Origin of the sequence: Streptomyces sp. NPDC020801 (assembly GCF_044334385.1) — a bacterium.
Taxonomy (GTDB): domain Bacteria; phylum Actinomycetota; class Actinomycetes; order Streptomycetales; family Streptomycetaceae; genus Streptomyces.
On the sequence record NZ_JBIRST010000075.1, the window covers coordinates 1 to 1,503 of the forward strand.

Sequence of the window (1,503 nt, forward strand, 5' to 3'; positions counted from 1 at the left end):
GAGGTTGTCAATTCCTTTGTGTATGTAGAGGCATGCGTGCTTGCTGGTCGGGCCGTCGGCGGTGGTTACTGTTGGTGATCTTGCCGAGGTCAGAGGGGGAGGCGGTCGGGGAAGGCGAGCATGAAGTGGTTCATGGCGCGCTTCCAGCCGAGGGTGCCGGTGCCGCGGACGCGTCCTTGGGGGATGGGGCCGTCGCCGTCGATGTGGCGGCCCTCGATGCGGCGGATGCCGAGGTAGAGGAGTTTGATGGCGGCGTCGTCGGAGGGGAAGTGTCCGCGGGTCTTGGTGATTTTGCGCAGCTGGTAGTTGAGGGATTCGATGGCGTTGGTGGTATAGATCACGCGGCGTATCTCGCGGTCGAAGGCGAGGAAGGGGATGAACTCCTCCCAGGCTCGTTCCCAACTGGCGAGCAGGCCTGGGTAGTTCTTGCCGTAATCGGAGCGCAGCTCGTCCAGGGCCGACAGCGCCTCGGACTCGGTACTGGCGGTGTAGATCGGCTTGAGGGCGGCGGCGACCTTCTTGCGGTCGGTATAGGAGACGTATTTCATCGACGAGCGGATCAGGTGCGTGACACAGGTCTGGACCAGGGCCTTGTCCCAGACGGTGTTGATCGCCTCCGGGAGGCCGGTCAGCCCGTCGCAACACACGATCAGCGCGTCGCGCAGGCCGCGGTTCTTGAGCTGGGTGAGCACGTTCAGCCAGAACTTCGAGCCTTCGGCATCCTGCAGCCAGATGCCCAGCACGTTCTTGATGCCGTCCACGTCGACGCCGATGACCAGGTGGGCGGACTTGTTGGTGACCATGCCACCGTCCCTCACCTTCACGCTCAGCGCGTCGATGTAGAGGATGGGGTAAACCTCGTCAACGGGCCGGTTTTGCCAGGCAGTTATCTCGTCGGCGACCACATCGGTGATCTTCGAGACCAGGGCCGGGGACACTTCCGAGCCGTAGACCTCCTTCAGGTGCGCGGTGATGTCCCGGGTGGTCATGCCACGGGCGTACAGGGACAAGATCATGTCGTCGACCTGGGCCAGGCGCCGCCTGCCCTTGGGCACGATCACCGGCTCGAACTCCGCCCTGCGGTCCCTGGGCACCTCCACGGTGACCGGGCCGGCCACCGTCGTCAGCGTCTTGGGATAGGAGCCGTTGCGGGAGTTGCCCGAGCCGCGTCCGGCCGGGTCGCCCGCCTCGTAGCCGAGGTGGTCGGCCATCTCCGTCTGCAGGGCCCGCTCCAGGACCGCCTTCATCATCTGCTGCAGCAGACCGCCCTGGCCGTCGATGCCGACCCCGGCCGCCTCCGCGTCCGCCAGTAGCCGATCGATCGCGGCGGGCGACAGGGCCCCGGCCAGTCGGCGGGATGCCTCTTCGCGGGGCTCTGCGGACTCGGCGTGCGAGGCGTGCTCGTTCATCAGGTCACTCACTGTGCGTCACATTCCTGGTGTCAGCCGGGGCCCGACCAGCACCCAGCAAGATCACCTCTTACACAAAGGAGTAAACAGCCTC

The 1,503-nt window shown here is 65.5% G+C and carries 1 protein-coding gene; it reads right to left on the reverse strand.

Going from position 1 to position 1,503, the window contains the following annotated elements; translation table 11 throughout:
• Window positions 1–89: 89 nt before the first annotated feature.
• Window positions 90–1,409 (reverse strand): IS256 family transposase, encoded by a 1,320-nt coding sequence (locus ACH4UM_RS41755; RefSeq protein WP_398191916.1) that lies wholly within the window; start codon window positions 1,407–1,409, stop codon window positions 90–92.
• Window positions 1,410–1,503 lie beyond the last annotated feature (94 nt).